At 59.2% G+C, this 13801-nt stretch carries 14 protein-coding genes and 1 pseudogene; 10 read left to right on the top strand and 5 right to left on the bottom strand.

Annotated features, from left to right (window positions below):
• Positions 1-257 precede the first annotated feature (257 nt).
• The 6 genes and pseudogenes from EKO19_RS21815 to EKO19_RS21795 all read left to right on the top strand — a co-directional run bounded on the left by EKO19_RS21815 (position 258) and on the right by EKO19_RS21795 (position 3312).
• The gene (locus EKO19_RS21815) at positions 258-722 is read left to right on the top strand and encodes a hypothetical protein (protein WP_157995386.1); all 465 of its coding nucleotides are present in this window, start codon (positions 258-260) and stop codon (positions 720-722) included.
• Positions 723-993: 271 nt separating this feature from the next.
• Positions 994-1170: a helix-turn-helix transcriptional regulator gene (locus EKO19_RS21810; RefSeq protein WP_129778615.1), complete on the top strand. Its 177-nt coding sequence runs from the start codon at positions 994-996 to the stop codon at positions 1168-1170.
• A 31-nt stretch (positions 1171-1201) separates the two neighbouring features.
• Entirely contained in the window at positions 1202-1801 is a 600-nt protein-coding gene (locus EKO19_RS21805) for a FlhC family transcriptional regulator (RefSeq protein ID WP_157995385.1), read from the top strand.
• Positions 1802-2263: 462 nt separating this feature from the next.
• Positions 2264-2404, top strand: a pseudogene (locus EKO19_RS39965) (FecR/PupR family sigma factor regulator); the annotation flags it as partial.
• A gap of 9 nt (positions 2405-2413) precedes the next feature.
• Positions 2414-2905 (top strand): hypothetical protein, encoded by a 492-nt coding sequence (locus EKO19_RS21800; protein WP_246038940.1) that lies wholly within the window; start codon positions 2414-2416, stop codon positions 2903-2905.
• Complete coding sequence (locus EKO19_RS21795) at positions 2902-3312, top strand: hypothetical protein (protein ID WP_129778612.1); 411 nt, start codon at positions 2902-2904, stop codon at positions 3310-3312. The genes EKO19_RS21800 and EKO19_RS21795 overlap by 4 nt, the downstream gene beginning before the upstream one ends.
• A 128-nt stretch (positions 3313-3440) precedes the next feature.
• On the opposite strand, the gene EKO19_RS21790 is transcribed toward EKO19_RS21795, so the two are convergent.
• Together EKO19_RS21790 and EKO19_RS39960 are read right to left on the bottom strand one after the other, a co-directional pair.
• Complete coding sequence (locus EKO19_RS21790; RefSeq protein ID WP_129778611.1) at positions 3441-4406, bottom strand: SOS response-associated peptidase family protein; 966 nt, start codon at positions 4404-4406, stop codon at positions 3441-3443.
• An 80-nt stretch (positions 4407-4486) separates the two neighbouring features.
• Positions 4487-4795, bottom strand: coding sequence for a VRR-NUC domain-containing protein (locus tag EKO19_RS39960; RefSeq protein ID WP_157995384.1), 309 nt, complete (start codon positions 4793-4795; stop codon positions 4487-4489).
• A gap of 806 nt (positions 4796-5601) precedes the next feature.
• On the opposite strand from EKO19_RS39960, the gene imuA reads away from it, so the two are divergent.
• The 3 genes from imuA to EKO19_RS21770 are packed head-to-tail and all read left to right on the top strand — an operon-like array spanning position 5602 to position 10919.
• Positions 5602-6246 carry a translesion DNA synthesis-associated protein ImuA gene (gene imuA / locus EKO19_RS39955; RefSeq protein WP_129778610.1) on the top strand — a complete coding sequence of 215 codons (645 nt, stop codon included), beginning with the start codon at positions 5602-5604 and terminating at the stop codon, positions 6244-6246.
• On the top strand, positions 6246-7841 hold the full coding sequence (locus EKO19_RS21775; protein ID WP_129778609.1) for a Y-family DNA polymerase: 1596 nt from the start codon (positions 6246-6248) through the stop codon (positions 7839-7841). The genes imuA and EKO19_RS21775 overlap by 1 nt, the downstream gene beginning before the upstream one ends.
• A 3-nt stretch (positions 7842-7844) precedes the next feature.
• The gene (locus tag EKO19_RS21770) at positions 7845-10919 is read left to right on the top strand and encodes an error-prone DNA polymerase (protein WP_129778608.1); all 3075 of its coding nucleotides are present in this window, start codon (positions 7845-7847) and stop codon (positions 10917-10919) included.
• Between the two features lie 131 nt (positions 10920-11050).
• Here the strand turns inward: EKO19_RS21770 and EKO19_RS21765 are convergent, their stop codons facing one another.
• The 3 genes from EKO19_RS21765 to EKO19_RS21755 form a co-directional block, all read right to left on the bottom strand.
• Positions 11051-11497: a hypothetical protein gene (locus tag EKO19_RS21765; RefSeq protein WP_129778607.1), complete on the bottom strand. Its 447-nt coding sequence runs from the start codon at positions 11495-11497 to the stop codon at positions 11051-11053.
• A gap of 344 nt (positions 11498-11841) precedes the next feature.
• Positions 11842-12285 carry a helix-turn-helix domain-containing protein gene (locus EKO19_RS21760; RefSeq protein ID WP_129778606.1) on the bottom strand — a complete coding sequence of 148 codons (444 nt, stop codon included), beginning with the start codon at positions 12283-12285 and terminating at the stop codon, positions 11842-11844.
• Positions 12276-12599, bottom strand: coding sequence for a hypothetical protein (locus tag EKO19_RS21755; RefSeq protein ID WP_129778605.1), 324 nt, complete (start codon positions 12597-12599; stop codon positions 12276-12278). The genes EKO19_RS21760 and EKO19_RS21755 overlap by 10 nt, the downstream gene beginning before the upstream one ends.
• A 271-nt stretch (positions 12600-12870) precedes the next feature.
• Between EKO19_RS21755 and EKO19_RS21750 the strand changes: the two genes are divergently transcribed.
• Positions 12871-13194, top strand: a complete 324-nt coding sequence (locus EKO19_RS21750; RefSeq protein WP_129778604.1) for a hypothetical protein — start codon at positions 12871-12873, stop codon at positions 13192-13194.
• The last annotated feature ends 607 nt before the right edge of the window (positions 13195-13801 follow it).

The following is a 13801-nucleotide window of genomic DNA, read 5'->3' as shown; positions in this document are numbered from 1 at the left end:
AAGATCGGCCGGCCAAGCGGATCCCGGACGGCAGAGCCAAAGTGTGGAGCCCGACATGCCGAACCGCGTCCAGAACGCACGCTGTAGTGGGCTATTGAGAAGAGGATGTTGCAGTGTCGGAGCCATTCGCACCGATATATGGCATCAACTCCGAAATGCTAGCGCTGCTCGTGGACGTGGCGAACTCCGACGCGGCGGATGCGGCTTGGCCCGAATGGCATGCTCTTGGGAGCGAGCTACATGACGTAGATGCGCCATTGCTCGCGCAGATCGCCCACTGCCCGTTCCTGCTGCTGGATATCGCCTTCAACGATCCCACCCGATGGCAGATCTCCGAAGATGATCGGGTGGCGATGACTCGGGCCGTGCTGCCAGTCGCGACCGATCCGCTGCAAACGCGGCTAGAGAACCTGGCGCGCGCCGCGTGTTTCCTCGCCTGGCACCTTGCTCGCAATGATGCGATTGCGGCGCGACTGGCTTTGGGCGCTACAGCCCAGACCGCCGCGACTATTGCCCGCCTCTCACTTCCAGACTTGCTGCAGATCGCGACGTGCGAGGTTCATAGAGGTCAGGTGAGACCACGATGGCACGACCGGCCGGACGTGTGGCATCGATTGATTTACGTCGCGAGATCTTCGGAGTATGCGCGGGTTGCACCAGTAACCGCACACGGCCTGCAGTTCTTCCTCTGGGATCTGCTCGCCCAAGATCAAGAACCGTAGTAGCCCGCCTTTTTGACTAAGCCCGGCACGAACGCCGCCTTGCTGCGCCCACTACGCCGCTGCACAGTCGGAATCAGTCGAAATCCGTTGCACCCGTATGCGCTTGCGTCGCCAGCCGAGCCGTCGCCGACCGAACAAATCCGCCCACGATGGCGCCGATCGGCAATTCTCGTTACCACTGGGTGCAACGACATTGAGTGCGGATGCCGCAGCCAATCCACCTCCTCTGGCGCCCAGCAGATCCATGCTCAAGCGGGAGCAGGAACCTCATATGGACCAGATTTTGCGGACCAAAGATGTCGTCCGAATCACTCGCTGTCATCGCTGCACGATCTATCGACGTATGCGTGCCGGCACGTTTCCCAAGCAGCACTCCTCCAAAGGCTGGCGAAGGTCCGACATCGAACGGTGGCTGGCGGATGGCGCAAGCGACGAGCCGGGTCGCTGACCAACCTGGACAGATCGAGGATCACCCAACTATGCGCATTACCGATGATCGCTACATGAAGGATCGTCAGCGCCTCGACTTGGCGTGGCGGCTCATCAAGCACGAAGCCCGCACTCGAACAATCTCATCCTGGACGCGCCTCTCAGATCATCGAATTCGCGCACTGTACAAGAGCTACGCACCCGGCCACCGCGAACAGCTGATCAGACACCGAGGTGTTTCACCGTTTAGTTTGGAGACGATCATGCACTCCGCCCGCTTTCGATTGGAGTCAGCGATCTTTGCGGCGATCTGCAAATCGGTGCATGTGCTACCGAACCACGTTCTGGTCGAACCCGAGCGCATGCTCCCGAGCGTGGAGCGCGGAGATCTGCTTTGCGATGCCTTTGAGTGGTTTCAGCATGACGTACCAGCGGCCAAGCTGACAATCGAACATGGAATGCTCGTACTCAACGAACTTGCGCGCGGTGAGCAGATCGAGCTCGCCGGTTGCCGTTTGTGCGGCGGCTTGATTCTTTCGGATCGGCTCTCGTACGGACGGTTGGAATGTCCCTTTTGTGCCCGTTCGGACCAACGCGCTGGTTCGTGGAGCAAACAACGAAATGTTCTTGGAACGCGAGACGACACTTGATGGTCCCGGATAGGAACGATGAGCCACCGCTTGGCGCCAGTCTGCATATAACCACCGCGAGGAAGGCCCATCAAATCCACGCCCGCAGGCAGCCCATGTCCGCTTTCGGGCCAGAAGCGGACATAAGATCACAGCCCTGTCCGGTCAGATCAACACTGCCACTTAGCTACTCGCGTGCGCGCCCAGTCTGGTGCGCTTTTCATGAAGGCGATGGACAAGGCTGTCGACGATCTATGGGGAACCGAGCCGGAGCGGTGGAGACAGAGACTCCAGCTGGAACGCTGAATGTAAAATTCCTGTCGACGTGGACTCGCAAAGAAACCAAGAATGTCCATGGAATTTCACTCAGATCACCAAATTTGCGAGTAAATCAAGCGAACACGTTTTGTATCTCGTCGTGTGCATTGCCGCTTTGCGCGCGAATGGCGGATCACTCCGTGCCCTCGACCGGTCTTCCGCAATATGGGAGGGCAGCGCACCAAACCTTCTGAAGGCAGCTCGCAAGACGGAAGCGCTCAGGCTTGGTTCGTCAAGCTTGGGGAAGGCATTTCGCCTAAAGAGCAAGCTGCGTATGTGCGATGGCTCAAACAAAGTCCCGCACACGTACGAGAGATGCTTGAGCTCGTTAGCCTTGATCAACTTCTGCGAGAGCATGCGGACGACAGTTTGGCTGCGACGGCGTCCCCAGCCTCGCCAGCCGCCCTTCGCAGAACGATTGAGTCGCACTTAAGCGGCATCGCGCTCAGCTCGACGTACTTCGCACACTTCCGCAAGCACAATCGCCTGACAAAGGTAGTGCTCGGTAGTGTCTCGCTCGCGCTATTCGCAGGTACCTGGCTTGGACTTGTTGCCATGATATCCGCCGCCACTTTCGCGGCCGCTTTCTTTCTCCTCGTGGTGCTCAAAGAAGTTGTGGTTGGCTACCGCGTGTCCCGCGGCTTCTTCGGCCGTACTGATTCTGAAGCCCGAACACTCATTCGGTTTCTCGTAGAGCAGTCCGATCACATCGACTTCGACGATTTCAATGGCAGACGTCGTCCCGCATTCGAGCCTGCACCGCCGGATGCGTCTGAGACGCTTGCCGTAGGAGCTGTCACCGAATGAACCCCCTCGACCGCTGGACGCAGCTTATCGACAAGACGCTCGATCTATTGCTGGCGAACTCCCCCACGCGCACGGGTCTTGGCGTCTCGATGGGGCTAGCAGTGCATGCTCTCATGCTCATCTTCGAACCTGCACTGAAAACGCTCACCTATCTGAACCTAACTCAATTGCCGTTTTGGAGCTGGCCCGTCCTGGGTATCGTTGTGATGAACGTTCGCACCATTCTCTCCGCAGTGAGGGACGAGACGGTCGGCAATGAGCAGATTGACGTTGCCATCAAGCTCATCAAACAAGCCCCGATACCGGCTGCCGTGAAGCAGCAGCGCTATGCGCAACTCATTGCGGAGGTCATCGAAGGCCTGCGATTCAGCACAGAGAAGAAACATGCGGAGCCGCACACCGACTAAAGACATCGAGTGCGGTTCGCGATCCTGCCATTCCATTATGAAGCGACATCCTCTTTCGGCTGCGGATTAAACCGCAGTCGGAAACTGACATTTTACAGGAGCGCAGACAGACGCCGAAACCTGCTCGCTCAAGCAGCCTCAGCAACTCGATGCTCATAATAAGGGCGATGCCGCTGAGCGAGGATCTCAAACAACTCGGCCGAACTGCGGCCTTTGGGTGCCAGCCAGGCAAGCGCTGAGTCATGCGTCAGATTGATCGGGCACCGGTTGTGACCCGCCTGAGCAACCTCGACGGGCGGGTCGTCCGTGATGAGGGCCATCGAATTTAGTACTTCCCCTCCTCTCTCCCAGCGGGCCCAGATGCAGGGCACGAGCATCGGAGTCTCGTCCTTCGGGTTGAACTGGAGTACAACGTTCTCGGGTCGCTCCCCCTCCTTGAGTTCACGCCCTTGCATATCATGAACCTTGACGTTCTCCCGAAATCCGTCCAGTACGAGCAGCCCGTGATTCTTTCCGAAGATAGGTCGCCACCAATCTTCCAGGGAATCGATGCGCGCGTTGTAATTTCCCATCAATCGCTTGTCCATGTCTGGCGCATGTCCCGGCAATCTACAGTGGTAACGCATGGGCGTGACTCTCCGCTCTCCATCTACCTCGGTCACGAGCGGGCCATAGTGCATCGGGTACATCACGATATCTTCTTCGCTCGTCTCGGCATCGCGAAAGTCTTTGAGCCACTTCAACCGTTGCTCGATCTTATCGGTTGAAACCTGGAAATCCTTCTGCGCCGACTTGGTCACATTCTGCGCAAGTTTACGCTCGGCGTCCGCATGGCGCCGGCGCTGCTCGAAGATTTCCGCTTCCCATTCCGTCGTATGCTGCTTGCGGAATTTCTCGATGGCTTCGACGATGGGCGCTGCCGCCGAATCAGTCATTCCTAGAAACTGCCGGTCGAGCGCAATCGGAATTCTGAACGCCTTGGGCTCGACAAGGCGTGCCTCATAGGCCCGCTGAAAAGCGGCAAATTCGATGCGCGCGCCCAGCTCGCGTTCTAATCGACGCAAGTCCGCAGAAACGAGGGCTGCGTAACACATGAGATCACCTAAGTCACAAACCTGGAGGCATCATGCCATGCCTGGGACTGGTGACAACCGCCAAGGACATCGCGCGCCATTCAAGCCCAACTGACGTGACAGACTTCCACGGGCAGCCGATGCCGAGCGCAGAATTGCAACCATCGACGCTGGTTGTCCCGTACGCGATCGCCCGGCCCCTTTACCTCAATGAACTTGTACGTGCGGGCAGCAACGAAGAACTGAACCAAATCGGGAAAACCGGTGCTGTTCGCGCCCAAGTCGTCGAGCAGCCTGGCGAAGGACAACTTCAGATGCTCGACGGGGATGCAGGCAAGTGCGAGCTGCAACGTGGATTCCTCGAGGGCAGACCAATGCACGAACGGTGCACTGGTTCCGTGCTTCTCCACAAAGGTTCGCAGAATGACTTGGGCGTGCTCCTCCGATTCGAGCCACTGCAGATATGCGTCGAATACAGAACGTCGTCGCCCTACGAAGTCACTGCAGCCAAGATCGGCTGGGCCCGACTGAAACGGATGAAAAAATGCACCCCGAAATGGGGTGGAAGATAGCTTCCTAACACAGCAAGCCGAACATTGAGCAGATCAGGCTATTCTCGACGTAGTACACCGGCGTGTCGGCACTCGACAAGTGTGCCTGCACTATTGTTTCGACGCGGCGGGCGGAGATAATAGAAGGCATCGGGTAGCGCGGAGCCACTCATGATCATAGGTTAACCTGGGATTATGTACAGTATACCTGTTTGCTACTCCGAGACGAGGCCAACACTTCGCCAAGCGTGTCTTCACGCTCCCAACGAGAAAATTTATTCGACGGGCGATCAGTCTGTTAGCCATGCAGGAGGGGTCAGACGGTCGAATTTGCCGGTCTGACTTCTTCCACCGCCCGCCAAAGCGATCTAGGATATGTACATCCGTACAGCCATTGATTCGCCATGCCGGACCGGCCCGACCACATCTGCTGCCCAATCTGCAACGGCACCGTATTCCAGCCGGTCATGGCGGACCCGCCGAGCGGCTCGAGTGCAGTCCTCCAGCTGTTCCATTGTGCCAACTGCACAGTCGTCTGCCTCGACCCAGTCGCACTAACGCGCGCGTTTGAGGATCGGCCGACAGTCCGGAGACCCGCAAGCAACAGTCCGTCCATCCAAGCGTGGTCGAGGATCAATGGACGGCGGCGGGAGCGCGGTTGATCAATGAACAGGGTCACGCTCACGGATATTCCGCTGCTCTGGCGTGCGCAGTCGCTTGCGTCGGTTCAATCGAGCTGCGTCCCCACGGGTTACGAAGAGCTCGATCGTGCGCTCGGCGGCGGGTGGCCGGCACCATCGCTCATCGAGCTGCTTTGTGAAGAGTATGGTGTTGGCGAACTGAGACTGCTCCTGGGCCTGTTGCGACAGGAACCGTCACCTTTGGACCCGCCGGTTCGAAAGGTTGTGCTGTGGCTCTCGCCACCCTTCGAACTGCATGCCGTCGCTCTCGCTCAGTATCGCTTGGTGCCTGAAGATCATTGGGTCTGTTCAGTGTCACGGCCTGCGGATCTGCAGTGGGCCATGACACAGGCACTACGCTCGGGCGCATGTCTTGCGGTTGTCGCATGGGCTCAACGCCTGAAGACTGCAGCGCTGCGCACGCTCAAGCTTGCAGCCATGACCGGCCGTGGTGTTGGCGTATTGTTTCGGCCGATGAGTGAGGCGCGCATCGCCTCGCCGGCAACGTTAAGAATAGCGCTCCGAGCGCAGGCCCCCGCGCTCGATCTATCGATACTGAAAATTCAGGGGCGTCGGCCGAGCATCGTACGCATTACTCCAACCGACGTGGACCAATCACCGGGTGAGTAATGGCAACCGCTGCTCAATTATTGCTGTTCGACGTACCAGCACAGACGATCGCTTCCAAGTCAGCACTCAAGTCGGTCGAGCTGTCGCCCTCACCCACTTCTGCGGCCTGCTCTCCGCGCCGCTCGCAAGCGTGGCTGGCATTGCATTTCGCGGACCTGGCACTTGCAGCGGCGTACCAAGGTGTATCGCCAGCCCAACGCGCTACGCTTGACGCGACACCGTGGGCGGTCGTCGAAGAGGACCGATTGAAACATGTTGTCGCGTGCAATGAACGAGCATGGCAGTACGGCGTGCGCCCCGGCCATCGCATGAATGCGGCCATCGCACTGTGCGCCTCACTCACCTTGGTCGCACGACGGATGAGAGGGGAGAAACAGCTGCTCGAGCGAGTCGCGACCGACTGCCTGAAATATACATCGGCCGTCAGCCTCCAACCGCCGAACGAAGTGCTGCTCGAGTTGCGTGGTAGCTTCCGACTGTTCGGCGGCCCCACCCGGCTCATCGAGCGCATTCAGTCGGACCTTGGTGCGCTGAACGCCGGCCTGCAACTAGCGCTTGCACCTACTGCCCGCAGTGCTCAGTGGCTCGCACGAGCCTCAACGACGCCACGCGTGTGCCTTCCGCGCGAACTGGCAGATACGCTCAGCACCTTACCTGTCGCGAGCCTCGCATGGCCGCTCCCGGTCGAGCTGCAACTCGCTCGCTTCGGCATCACCACTATCGGGGACCTGATGCGCCTTTCGCGGAAGGACCTGGCGCGGCGCATCGGTGCCGGCCCGGTTCGAGAGCTACAACAGGCCCTGGGTCGAACAAGTTGGCTTCATCGAGGCTGGTCCACACCGCCAAGTTATCGCGATCGAGTGGTGCTCGACTTCGAGATTGAAACGACGTCTCTGCTCGAGAAAATGCTGAAGCGCCCCCTGGCTCGTCTGAAACGCAACCTCATTGAAAGTGACCGGGCGATAGACGAGTTGGACCTCACCCTCAAACATCGTGAGGGCGCAACGAAACTCGCCTTACGATTACAGCAGGCGACTGCCGATACTGATCATCTTGCAGGACTCCTGCATGAACATCTGGACCGACTCGTCCTCCGGGCACCGATTCGTGAAGTGCTGGTCGATGCCCCGAGGCTGCTCGTTGCCAGCCCACATACACGGTCGCTCGGTATGGACCCGGCCACGCGCACCGATCCACGCAGCGCACCGGAGCTCAAGGCACGGCTGCTCGAACAGTTGCAAAGTCGATTTGGCACACACGCGATCCGGGCGCTCTCAGTGCGCCCCGATCACATCCCAGAACGAGCCCAACGAGTGAGCTCGACGCTGCAATCATCGAGATCCGCGCAGGTTCCCGCGCACTTACCTCGCAGGCCATTCTGGCTATTGCGTGAACCAAAGCTCGCCACGCGAGAGTATGAAGCGGGCGAGTTTCAAATCGCGTCGAGCCCAGAGACCATCGAGGCCGAAGCCTGGGAAAGCGGCAGCGTAAGGCGCGCGTACTATCGAGCGCGCATGCGCGACGGCATCGAATGCTGGATCTTTCGCGACCTGAGCACCCGGTATCAGTGGTTCGTGCACGGACTCTTCGGATGAACGATGTACGCCGAGCTGTATGCCTTGAGCAACTTCTCATTCCTGAGATCGAGCTCGTTCCCCGAGGAACTCGTGGAGCGTGCCGCGAAGCTCGGCTACCGCGCGGTCGCCATCACCGACGAGTGCAGCGTTGCAGGGATCGTCCGCGCCCATGAGGCCGCGAAAAAATTTAATATCTCGTTGATCGTCGGGGCCCTGCTTACCTGCACTGATGGTCTGACGGTAATTCCGCTCGTGAAATCCCGCTCTGGCTACGGCCAGCTCTGCCGACTCATCACACAAGCGCGACGCGCTGCCGAGAAGGGCACCTACACGCTGGAACGCGCTTGGTTGGACGGAGCGCTGGATGCGTGCTGCCTCATCTGGCTACCGACCGGCCGCAATGCGGAGACCGATGGCGAATGGTTGCGTTCGAGGTTTTCGGAACGGCTCTGGATCGGCATTGAACTGCACCACGATGGTCGTGACCGCGAGCACATCGATCAAGCACGCGGCCTCTCGCGAACGTTGAATCTACCTATCACTGCCTGCGGCGGCGCGCTCATGCATGTTAGAGATCGCAAGCCGCTACACGACGTGCTGACCGCGATTCGTCTACGAACCCCGCTGTCAGGATGCGGTTATGCCCTGGAGCCCAATCGCGACCGTCACCTCCATGACATCCGAGTACTGATGGCGCGCTATCCGGCCGAGTGGCTCGTGGAAAGTGTCCGCATCGCAGATCAGTGCCATTTCTCCCTGGATGAAATCCAATATCAGTTTCCGGCCGAGCTGGTGCCGGACGGCTATACCGCAACGAGTTGGTTGCGCAAGTTGTCCTATGAGGGCGCGCACGAGCGCTGGCCAGATCGAATACCCGACAATGTCGCGACATTGCTCGAGCATGAATTGGCGCTCATCGCGGAATTGCGCTTTGAACATTTTTTTCTGACGGTGTGGGACCTCGTTCGTTTCGCCCGCGACAGACAGATCCTATGTCAGGGACGCGGCTCGGCCGCAAATTCCGTGGTTTGCTACTGCCTGGGTATTACAGTCGTCGACCCTGCGCGACAGTCGGTTCTATTTGAGCGCTTCGTTTCGAAAGAAAGACATGAACCGCCCGACATTGACGTGGATTTCGAGCACGAACGCCGCGAAGAAGTCATGCAGTACTTGTACAAGCGCTACGGCCGCCATCGGGCCGGCATCGCCGCAACCGTCATAACATACAGACTCAAGAGCGCGTTACGTGATGTAGGTAAGGCGCTCGGTTTCGATCTCCTGCAAATCGAACGGTTGATCGGCGCGCTTGCACGGCGCGAGACGGAAGACCCGCAGCAGCTACCCCATTGGCTCGCTGAGATTGGCTTCGACGCAAGCAATCCGATGATCGAACGATTGCTCCACCTGGTTGGGGAGATCGTCGGATTTCCGCGGCACCTATCACAGCATGTTGGTGGATTCGTCATCGCCAGTCACCGCTTGGATGAGCTGGTCCCGATCGAAAACGCAAGCATGCCTGATCGAACGGTCATCCAATGGGATAAAGATGACCTCGAGTCATTGAAGCTTCTCAAAGTCGATGTGCTTGCACTCGGTATGCTCACCGCGATTCGCAAGTCGCTGGCGCTTCACAATCAAGCAACTCGCGACTCGCTGACCATGGCGACGATCCCGACCGAGGATCCACGGACATACGAAATGTTCTGTCGCGCGGACACCGTCGGTGTCTTTCAGATCGAGTCTCGCGCGCAGATGTCGATGCTGCCTCGATTGCGCCCACGCGAGTTCTACGATCTGGTTGTCGAGATCGGCCTGGTGCGCCCCGGCCCGATCCTCGGCGACATGGTGCACCCCTACCTGCGCCGTCGGATGGGTCTGGAGCCAATCAGCTATCCAAGTGAAGCGGTTCGACGAGTGCTTCAACGTACGCTTGGAATTCCGATATGGCAGGAGCAAGCCATGGAGCTTGCGGTAGTAGCTGCCGGCTTCACATTGGGTGAGGCCGATGCACTTCGCCGGGCAATGGCTGCATGGCGAAGGCACGGCAACCTGGAAAGCTTTCATGAAAAATTGCTGCAAGGGTTGCGCGAGCGCGGATACAGCGAGCAGTTTGGTGACCAGCTGTGGCGCCAACTGCAAGGCTTTTCCGCCTACGGTTTTCCAGAATCGCACGCGGCCTCGTTTGCCGCCATCGCCTACGCGAGCGGCTGGCTCAAATGCCACTCACCGGCTGCATTCGCCGCAGGTCTGATCAATAGTCAGCCCATGGGTTTCTACTCACCCTCGCAAATCGTTCGCGACGTCCGCGAACATGGGGTCGAGGTTCGCGCCATCGATGTGACCAAGAGCTCCTGGGACTGCACACTCGAAGTTGATGCCCCGGGACAACGACCGGCGCTGCGGTTAGGGTTGCGCCTCGTCAAAGGGCTGGGCGAAACCCCGGCCAACTCATTGATCGGTGCGCGCGACGTCCGCGCTTTTGCCGATACGGCTGATCTGGTAAATCGAAGCCGACTCAACCGTCGTGAGCTGGAATTGCTGGCAGATGCAAACGCACTTTCAACACTTGCCGGCAATCGTCATCACTCAGCCTGGGCGCTGGCCGGCGTTGACACGGAGTTCGCATTGCTGACCCAGGCGCCACCGAAGGAGGCTACTCCCCTACTTCGATCTCCCAGCGAAGGCCAAAACATTCTCGCCGACTTCCGGAGCACAGGGCTGTCACTGTGCCGTCATCCCGTCGCGCTGTTACGAGATCGCCTCATTCGACGACGCATACAATCCGCCAGCGAGGTCCTCCAGTCGGAGAATGGTGCCGAGGTGCGCTTTTGCGGACTTGTCACGCTGCGGCAAGCACCAAGCACAGCGAAGCACACGACATTTGTCACCATGGAAGATGAAACCGGCATCGTACAAGTGATCGTATGGCACGGCGTTGCGCAGAAATATCGAGCTGCTTTTCTCGGCGCTTCGCTGCTGGAGGTTCGGGGAGTCTTTCAGACGGAGAGCAACGTGAAACATCTCATCGCACAGGCCCTGTTCGATCACACACGTTGGCTCGGGGTCCTGAAAGTGCCCTCGAGAGACTTCCACTAGAACATAGCAATGCCCGACGCTATTCTCGCTAGGACCGTTTCGAATGCTCCCCTCCTCTTGGGCGATGACAGCTCGGGCTTCTTTCTCTTGGAACCCAATCACGGGCAGGGTTCTTCCATGTTGATCCGCGATCAGTCGCGCTGCGCTAGCCCGGACTGATCAAGATTGTCATTTTCCGACCGCTCGGTCCCGGCAACGACTCCGGCACCGGCCCGCCCGCGCCACTGCAAGCCCTGCCCCGGCAGCCGGCCATGCCGCTCCAGCCGCGCTTGAATGCCCGCCATCGTCCGGTCGTGTGCCTGAGCCAGCTGTGCGAGCGACTGGCCATCGGCGAACCGTTGCAGCAGGTCGTGATCCTCCTGTTCCCCCCACGGCTTGCCGGCGTTGGCGGGCATCCGCCCGCGATTGCCCCGCGCCCTGGAGCGCTTGCTCAGCTCCAGGGCGCGGACGGCCACATACAATGCGCGAATCACGTCGGCCGCCTGATACGGCGAATCGATCTCGAACATTTCACCGGTCTGCGGGTTGACGCCATTCGCCAGCGCGGACACGATGCTCAGGGCCTTGCTCTCATCCACAGGTGGGTCTCCTATCTGATGTGTTGCTCGCCGCCAAGGGGGCGGCCGACGACGAACTTCTTGATCTCAGGTCACGAAGGAGATCACGCCGATTGAGAACTTGGCGCAGTAGTTCACATGGATCCCCGCTCGTGCCCTCGGACAGTTCGATAAACAAGCATAGGTGACTTCCGCGTCCTCGAAGAACGGAATAAACGAACGAGCGACTGACAGCACTCCACCGGGCTGCATCGGTCTGTCGAACTCGGCGCACCCTCAAGTGCCTGCGCACCGACTCACTCAGCGCTCGATTCGTCAGCTCCTCGCGGTGCTCGCGAGATTCACCGATTCGATCGGGACATCGTTTATTCACGGATAAGTCTCCAACTGAGCACGCCACGCGGATTTTCAGCTTTGTTCTGCGACTCCAGAACATCGATGATCTTGATCACAAAGCGCTGCTGGGTTTTTGAAAGCGCCTGGAGCCGCTGCGCGTGCCGCATCGCCTTTGGCGAGAGTCGTCCCTTCCTGCTTGGCTCGGGCGTGACGCCGAGAAGCTGATCCATCGTCAGCTTGAACAGCTTCGCGATCTTTTCGAGAAGGAGAGCTGAGATTCGCCTATCCCCATGTTCGTATGCAACCAACGCCTGTGGACTGACACCGACCGAGCGAGCCACCTCCAGTTGGGTCATACCATGTGACTCTCGCAACCGCCTGACGCGCCTTCCAATCGCGGAGAAATAGGACCGGCTCTCCTTGTTGACCTTCGGCGAATTGAGTGGAGGGCTTACCGTATCGCTCACGTGCATCCCCTGCTTCGCCGCTCTGCTGAGCGGGCCGGGCGGGCACCACCTAATGCCACGCCTGGTGGTGGGCCGAATTCACCGGCTTTGAAGCGCCTCATGATCTTTGCGAGCGAATCGACCGCTTCTTCTATCAAGTTCGCGATAACTTTGGCCACGTCGGCATGCATCACCCCATCGTCGTCATCGGAGTACAGCAAGACGTCTTGCAGGCACCTGACCATCGCTTGAACCTGCATGAGGTTCGCGCGCTCTGCTTCGATGAGTTCTTCCAGAGAGCGAGTGGCGGGAGGTGACTCGTATGTTTCTCGATCAGTCACGAACTCTGACCTCTTCCGGAGCAGCGACCACGCAACCGGGTGCGCCTGAGCGATGCCCGTCCCCCTGAGCTCGCCACCACGTGTCTGTTTGGCGAATGCACGCGAGTAGCGTGTTGATGCCAATGCTGAGGACGAGCCTGTCTTCTCGGCTGGGGCGGGTCATGGATTGACCCCATCCCAGAGTCGCCGCAGCGGCACCGAAATAGACTCTCCCCGTCTGAGTCAGTAAACTCCCGGGAAGATGCGCGAGCGTGTCACAGACGACACCGATATGCGCCTCTACCTGTCGAGGTTTCTGCAGGCGGTGGATGAGACGGGCTGGCCGCGCCACAGTGCGAAACTGTTGTTTCGCATTGCTGGGCAGCCGGACGGACGCATCCCTTACAGCAAAGCCCTTCTGGATCTCAGACTCAACGAGGGACAGTTGGAGCGAGCAATCGCGGCACTGATTGCCGCGAAGCTGATCGTTCGCACGGACAATCATGAGAATGCCCGCGCAGTCGACCTGCAGTTGACGCAGACCGGTGAGGACGTGATCGGTAAATTAAACGACCTCGCGGAAGCGAGAAAGCCAATCTCCGAAAAACGAAGATAATTGAAAAACACAACTCATCTCCGAAAAACGAAGATGACGTAACTATAGCCCCTTTCCCGGGCGAAGCGCAAGGCTGCCCGACGCGGCGGGCTCAATATTGCCCCGACTGGAGCTGCCCATGCTCATTGATCCCATGACTCTGATCGGCGAAGACCGTGGAGCACCTTGAGCTGCTCTCCACCTTTTTCGTGGACGAATCCGATGAGCGCATCGTCGATGCCGCGACTCACACCCCAGGCCGCGAGCAGCAAGGCCCCATTGACCTTCGCCTTTCGGCGCGTCCTCACCGTGACGGCGCGCGAGCTCGCCAAACCGCATCTTAAGGATCGCACCCGGGTACTGATCGCGTGCTTTTCGCTCATCGGGCTCGGCCCTATGCTCATCACAGGCATGACGACCCGCCGTAGCACTTTGAAACGAACGAGCCACCTCCCGCACCGATCGACTTAAACTCGCCCGTCGCCACAGCGTCGGCCGAGCTTCCCGAGACGGCGGATAAACATCCACCTGTTTCTAAGGTATCGCTAACCACGCGCTCGCGGCGCACACAGACCGTCTGCGGATCAGCCATCTTTTTTCATCTCGCCCGTGCACGGCGCTCTTCTCA

This window comes from Peristeroidobacter soli (assembly GCF_004138485.1).
Classification (GTDB): domain Bacteria; phylum Pseudomonadota; class Gammaproteobacteria; order Steroidobacterales; family Steroidobacteraceae; genus Steroidobacter; species Steroidobacter soli.
This window is presented reverse-complemented; position numbering and strand designations above follow the sequence as displayed.

Excerpts from the sequence above, each read along its gene's own strand:
- EKO19_RS21810 (WP_129778615.1), top strand. The coding sequence starts at position 994 with ATGGACCAGATTTTGCGGACCAAAGATGTCGTCCGAATCACTCGCTGT.
- EKO19_RS21805 (WP_157995385.1), top strand. The coding sequence starts at position 1,202 with ATGCGCATTACCGATGATCGCTACATGAAGGATCGTCAGCGCCTCGAC.
- EKO19_RS21800 (WP_246038940.1), top strand. The coding sequence starts at position 2,414 with ATGCTTGAGCTCGTTAGCCTTGATCAACTTCTGCGAGAGCATGCGGAC.
- EKO19_RS21795 (WP_129778612.1), top strand. The coding sequence starts at position 2,902 with ATGAACCCCCTCGACCGCTGGACGCAGCTTATCGACAAGACGCTCGAT.
- EKO19_RS21790 (WP_129778611.1), bottom strand. The coding sequence starts at position 4,406 with ATGTGTTACGCAGCCCTCGTTTCTGCGGACTTGCGTCGATTAGAACGC.
- imuA (WP_129778610.1), top strand. The coding sequence starts at position 5,602 with ATGAACAGGGTCACGCTCACGGATATTCCGCTGCTCTGGCGTGCGCAG.
- EKO19_RS21775 (WP_129778609.1), top strand. The coding sequence starts at position 6,246 with ATGGCAACCGCTGCTCAATTATTGCTGTTCGACGTACCAGCACAGACG.
- EKO19_RS21770 (WP_129778608.1), top strand. The coding sequence starts at position 7,845 with ATGTACGCCGAGCTGTATGCCTTGAGCAACTTCTCATTCCTGAGATCG.
- EKO19_RS21760 (WP_129778606.1), bottom strand. The coding sequence starts at position 12,285 with ATGCACGTGAGCGATACGGTAAGCCCTCCACTCAATTCGCCGAAGGTC.
- EKO19_RS21750 (WP_129778604.1), top strand. The coding sequence starts at position 12,871 with ATGCGCCTCTACCTGTCGAGGTTTCTGCAGGCGGTGGATGAGACGGGC.